This window comes from Chamaesiphon sp. OTE_75_metabat_556, assembly GCF_031378165.1.
In the GTDB taxonomy this organism is placed as follows: domain Bacteria; phylum Cyanobacteriota; class Cyanobacteriia; order Cyanobacteriales; family Chamaesiphonaceae; genus Chamaesiphon.
In genome coordinates, this window is record NZ_JANNDR010000392.1 from 1 (window position 1) to 5,664 (window position 5,664).

Genomic DNA, 5,664 nt, shown 5'->3' on the forward strand with positions numbered 1-5,664 from the left:
TATAGAATCTCTGTTCGATGAACCTGCACTTTATGGAGTCACAGACGGAAAAGCGATCGGAACATATCTCGAACACAAATTCACAGCTTACCTGGCTAGAAACTACAGTTTTCAACAAGGAAATTCAGCATCAGGGATTGACCTTCCCGCACTTGAAGTTGACATTAAAGTAACAAGTATCAAGCAACCACAATCTTCTTGTCCTTTCAGATCGGCAACTCAAAAAGTATTTGGTCTGGGATACCATCTTCTAGTTTTTGTTTATGACAAATATGATGATTCTGAAAATAGAACTGGAAGATTAGATATGCAGCATACTATTTTTGTTGATAGAAGCAGAACAGCAGATTTTCAGACAACTAAAGGTATTATAGATATTTTGAATCGAGAAGGCAACAAGGACGACATTATTGCTTTTATAATGGAAAGGAATTTGCCAGTTGATGAAATTGGCTCAAATCAGTTAGCTGAAAAAATATTAGAGTCACCCCCGAATCAAGGTTATCTGACAATCTCAAATGCGCTGCAATGGAGATTGCAATACAGCCGAGTTATTCAGCAAGCTGGCAGTATTTCAGGAATATTTAGGGTTCGATAAATAACAATGGTAAAATCTGTAGACAAGTGGCAATTTGGTGATTTCCAAACTCCCGATCGACTTGCACTGGAGGTAGTTAAAACTCTCAAGCTCAACCATAAAATATACCCAAAAGTGATTTTAGAGCCAAGCTGTGGAAAGGGATCGTTTGTCAGAGCTTCACTCAATGAATTCACCCATTCAAGAGTAATAGGCTTAGATATAAATGAACAATATGTTGAAGAAGCAAATCTATCTGTAGCTGAGTATCTGAATTCAGAGAATGCAACTATCTATAAATCAGACTTCTTTGATACCGATTGGACAACTCTTCTTGCTAATCTGCCTGGTGATATTCTGATAGTTGGTAATCCTCCTTGGGTTACAAGCAGTGAACTGAGTATTATGAATAGTCAAAATATTCCTTTAAAGTCAAATTTCCAGAATAGGCGAGGTATTGAAGCTATTACTGGCTCAGGGAATTTTGATATTTCTGAGTGGATGTTCTTGCAATATGTTGAATGGTTATCAAACAGAGAAGGCACTATAGCAATACTGTGTAAATATTCCGTCGCCCGCAAGGTTATACGTCAAGTAAAGAAAAGATCGGGAAACAGGTTTTCTGGCTGTATCTATTCGATCGATGCAAAAGCTTATTTTGGAGCATCAATAGAGGCTTGTCTTTGTATTCTTTCTACTACTGCCGATAGCAATGAAGATTATGAAGTTTTTGAAAATCTTAAATCTGAAAAGGCATCATATTTAATTGGATCTAGAGATGGATTAATCGTCAGAGACACAGCTAAATATCAGAAGTGGAGACATTTAGCAGGCCAAGATCTACAATATTCATGGCGGTCTGGAATCAAACATGATTGCGCTAAAGTTATGGAGCTAGAGCGTATTCAAGATAATGTATTTCAAAATGGATTGGGAATACAGTATGCTTTAGAGGAAAATTATTTGTATCCTCTTTTAAAGAGTTCTGATATTGGTAATAGCAGAACTCTTGATTATCGAAAGCTTATATTGATTACGCAAAAGTCGGTTGGTGAAGATACAAATATTATTCAAAATAGAGCACCTCAAACATGGAAATACCTACTCGATCATGAGGGATATTTAAAAAACAGAAAGAGTTCTATCTACAGAAACAAGCCACTATATTCTATCTTTGGTGTTGGCTCATATTCTTTCAAGAATTGGAAAATAGCGATCTCTGGGCTTTACAAGAGACTAAATTTTTGTCTGATTAAACCCTTGGATGGTAAATCGGTAATGTTTGACGACACTGTGAATTTCTTGTCTTTTGAAACTGAGGAAGAAGCCAAATTTATTTTTAGATTAGTCACCTCTAATCCTTCGTTAGAGTTTCTTGACTCTATGATTTTTTGGGATGAAAAAAGACCAGTTACAATAGATATCCTTAGGCGGTTGTCCCTGAAAGCTGTGGCAAAAGAACTGGGAGCTTTAGAAAATTATCGGCAATGGGCTGAAGCTATCCAGATAAGTTCTAATAGTCAGTTAGAATTTGGATTAGCAGAGCAATTAAACGATCGAACAATGTTGGCGATTAGTCATGACGATCGATTAACTTCAAACAATTGTTGCACATCGATCGATTAGCTCGCCTCTTTGAGGACTTAAACGAGCAAATGACGCTGGCAATCTCATAAAATATAGAAGACACTGAATGTTTTTTCTGACTATGCCTGTAAGCACAGAAGCCCTCAAGCAAGACCTAGATGGACTTACTGACAACCAACTCCAACAAGTGGCTGATTTTATTGCCTTCTTGAAGTTTCGTAGTCAGCTTCATCATCGAGAAATCCCAGATCCAACCCAACTGGCTGCGTTGTTTGCAGAGTTTGCGGAAGAAGATCGCGATCTTGCAGAGGCAGGTATGGGTGACTATGCAGTGATGCTCCAGCAGGAAGACTAATCGTGACAAATCCGCTCAAACGAGGTGAGATCTGGTTATCCGATCTAAATCCAACTCAAGGCTCAGAACAAGCAGGCATTCGCCCTGTCATCATTTTCCAAAATGATATTGTTTCCCAGTTCTCAACTACGACCATTGCTATTCCCCTAACGACCAATCAACGTCGCGCTGCTCTGCCGATCTGCTTATCGATCGAACAAGGTAATGGTGGACTTACCCAAGATTCTGTTGCCCTATGTTTTCAGATTAGAGTGCTGGACAAAAATCGGTTGATTCGTCTATTGGGGCAACTGAGTCCCGAAATAATTGCCCAATTGGAAGAAGTGGTACTACTAACATTAGGCTACGAGTCATAAATGTAGAAATGAAAGCATCAGGTTTACCATTTTCGATCGATTAGCTCGCATCTGTGAGGAGTTAAACGATCGAACGACGTTGATAATTAGTCATGACGATCGATTAACTTCAAATAACCGTCGCACCTCGATCGAGAGATTTGGAAAGGCTAAAGGTGAAACTTTACCATCCTGAAGATTGGTGACAGTCCGATAACCCAATGGTGAAGGATCTTGAAAAACAGTGAGCTGCAAATCCTGAAGATTTACCACCCAATATTCGGGAATCTCCGACTGTGCGTAGACGATCTGTTTGTCGCCGAGATCGTATTTGAGGGTGCTAAAGGAATACTCAATTAGCAACAAGATATTTTCGGGATAGGGATGATGCTCTAGGTAGACAGTATCGAGCGGTTGGACGATTGCTAGATCTGGCTGTGGCTCGGAACCATTGGGCAACGTGACGGGACGACCTTCGCGGACTTGAGCTTGCCCTAGTAAGAGACTGCGGAGGATCTGGGCAGCACGATCGCTAAAATAAACATGGGGTTCGCCTTCTGGTGGCATGAGAATCAGATCTCCCCGCAATAATTCGAGATTTTGGCCATCAAAAATACCGGAATCGATCGCTTGATGGTAGCGATCGATCGTCCACTTATAGGTGGCGATCGTCATCATTTAACCTCTCAAAAGTTGACGTATCCTAACTCTAACAGAAACACTGATTAAATCACTTTTGGCCATGTAAACGAAAAATCACAGCCCCGACCTAAATCTGAATCCACCCAGACGACACCCCCTTGGCTTTCGACGATCTTTTGGACGATCGCGAGGCCAACGCCAGAACTGTTGTTATCCGATCGCACCATTAATGTTTGAAAAATCCCAAAGATCTTTTTGTGATGTTCGGCGGCAATGCCAGGGCCATCATCAACGACTGTAAATTGCCAGAAATAATCGCGTTCGGTGGCTAGAATTTCCACAGTCCCATTGGGGCGATCGTGATATTTAATCGCATTGCCAATCAGATTGACAAACACCTGTTTTAACAACAAAACTTGCGTCCGTAGCGTCGGCAGATTTTCGGCAAACTTGATCCGAAACTCATGCGGTGGATCGATCGTTTCGACAACTTCTGCTACTATTTTACCGACATTTACCGTCATTGCATCGACTTGTTGGCGACCCACGCGAGCATACTGAAGCAACCCATTAATTAACGTGCTCATTTGTAAGATCCGCGATTGGATCAGGTCGATTTGCTGTTGATTTTCAGCGGGGAGTTGGTCGCCGAGATCTTTGGCCAACCAGTCGGTGAGATTGGCGATGCCGCGCAATGGAGCTTGCAAATCGTGGGAGGCAATACAGGCAAATTCATCGAGTTCTTGATTGCGTTTTTCTAATAAATTAGTAGCAACCGAGAGCCGCAAATTGGTTTGTTCGATTTCGATGACCCGATCGCGTAATTGTTGTTCGATCACCTGTTGCTGCGCTAATGTTTGCTGGAGATCTACGACTAGTTCGGTTTGTTGAATGGCGATCGCCATTTGGACGGAGATTTCTAAGAGTAAATTTTGCTCGTCAGGTCGCCATACTCGTGGGGTTTTGCAGTTGTGGGCGATCGCCAAACCCCAGACGATGGGTGCAGTGGCTGGCGGGACATTGCGAAAGAGGATCGGTACGACTAATAATGCCTTGACCTGAAATTGCTCCAGCATCTCGACATAGCAGGGGCTGAGGTCGGCAGTGTGGATATTGGTGAGGATGAGCTGGTGTCCGTTGAGGTATTTGGCGATCGCGTCAGATCGCTCGCCCTGAAAGCAGTTTTCCTTGATCGTCCTTCCCAGTGCTGGCGTCCACTGCGTTAGCACGGACTCGGCAACAACCGTCCCACTCAGATCGGGACTTAATTTATAGACCACCATCCGATCGCAGTCGAGGAGTTCGCGCGCGCCATCAACACCCGCTTGGAGGATTTGAGCCAACTCGATCGAGTGCCCGATCTTGAGCATGATACTCGCGACCAATTGTCGCTGCCGCTCCTGCCGCGCGATCTGTGCTTGCAACCGCTGTTCCTTCAAGGCATTGGTGACAGCGTTAATCAATCGCTGTGGAGTGAGCTGTCCTTTGACGAGATAGTCTCTGACGCCGTGTTTCATCGCCTCCACCGCCACTGCTTCGCTACCTTGCCCTGTCAACATCACCACTGGTGGTAGCGTTCCCATCTGCGCGGTCAAATCCTGTAAAAATTGCAGCCCATCTGTATCGGGCAATAAGTAGTCGAGCAAAATCAGATCGGGGGAATTTGTCTCACACCAAGCCAGCGCATCCTCACCGAGGGCGAATTCGATCGGGTTGCACTCAAAGGTGGGTGACGCCTCTAAATACCGCCGATAAGTGACTCGATCGGTTTCGGCATCATCGATGATTAAAATCCTACAACCTGAAGGTTCGACATCATCGGAGCTGTCAGTTTTACGGTTAGTAGCAATCATTGGCAACCTCGCGATCTAGCTCGATACCATTAATTCTAACGTTAGGGTTTAGGCTTTAGGCTTTAGGTTTTAGGCTTTAGATATGTGAGTGCTACTTGCTCGATCAAATCGGTAGGCGATCGAATCGGTAGGCGATCGATACTTGTACGATGCAATTTCTTTTGGTGTGGGCAGAACCCGGATCTGGGGGTTGTCTTGATGCGCTAAACCGTTGGGGAACCCAACGAGCGCGCATCGCTCCGACCCCCAGTCCCCCCGTTGAGGAGGCGGGACGCGTCTTGACCCAAACACATGCGGAGGAAACCTCCGCGTGAT

At 43.9% G+C, this 5,664-nt stretch carries 6 protein-coding genes; 4 read left to right on the forward strand and 2 right to left on the reverse strand.

Annotated features, from left to right (window positions below; translation table 11 throughout):
• The first annotated feature begins 1 nt into the window (after nucleotide 1).
• The 4 genes from RMO27_RS15855 (at nucleotide 2) to RMO27_RS15870 (ending at nucleotide 2,875) form a co-directional block, all read left to right on the forward strand.
• Nucleotides 2-598 (forward strand): restriction endonuclease, encoded by a 597-nt coding sequence (locus tag RMO27_RS15855; RefSeq protein ID WP_396133728.1) that lies wholly within the window; start codon nucleotides 2-4, stop codon nucleotides 596-598.
• Nucleotides 599-604: 6 nt separating this feature from the next.
• On the forward strand, nucleotides 605-2,203 hold the full coding sequence (locus RMO27_RS15860) for an N-6 DNA methylase (RefSeq protein WP_309734213.1): 1,599 nt from the start codon (nucleotides 605-607) through the stop codon (nucleotides 2,201-2,203).
• 67 nt (nucleotides 2,204-2,270) lie between these two features.
• Complete coding sequence (locus RMO27_RS15865) at nucleotides 2,271-2,519, forward strand: hypothetical protein (RefSeq protein WP_396133729.1); 249 nt, start codon at nucleotides 2,271-2,273, stop codon at nucleotides 2,517-2,519.
• Nucleotides 2,519-2,875: a type II toxin-antitoxin system PemK/MazF family toxin gene (locus RMO27_RS15870; protein ID WP_396133730.1), complete on the forward strand. Its 357-nt coding sequence runs from the start codon at nucleotides 2,519-2,521 to the stop codon at nucleotides 2,873-2,875. The genes RMO27_RS15865 and RMO27_RS15870 overlap by 1 nt, the downstream gene beginning before the upstream one ends.
• A gap of 90 nt (nucleotides 2,876-2,965) precedes the next feature.
• Here RMO27_RS15870 and RMO27_RS15875 read toward each other — a convergent pair whose 3' ends face one another.
• Nucleotides 2,966-3,529: a Uma2 family endonuclease gene (locus RMO27_RS15875; protein WP_309734220.1), complete on the reverse strand. Its 564-nt coding sequence runs from the start codon at nucleotides 3,527-3,529 to the stop codon at nucleotides 2,966-2,968.
• A gap of 50 nt (nucleotides 3,530-3,579) precedes the next feature.
• Nucleotides 3,580-5,349, reverse strand: a complete 1,770-nt coding sequence (locus RMO27_RS15880; RefSeq protein WP_309734222.1) for an ATP-binding protein — start codon at nucleotides 5,347-5,349, stop codon at nucleotides 3,580-3,582.
• Between the last annotated feature and the right edge of the window lie 315 nt (nucleotides 5,350-5,664).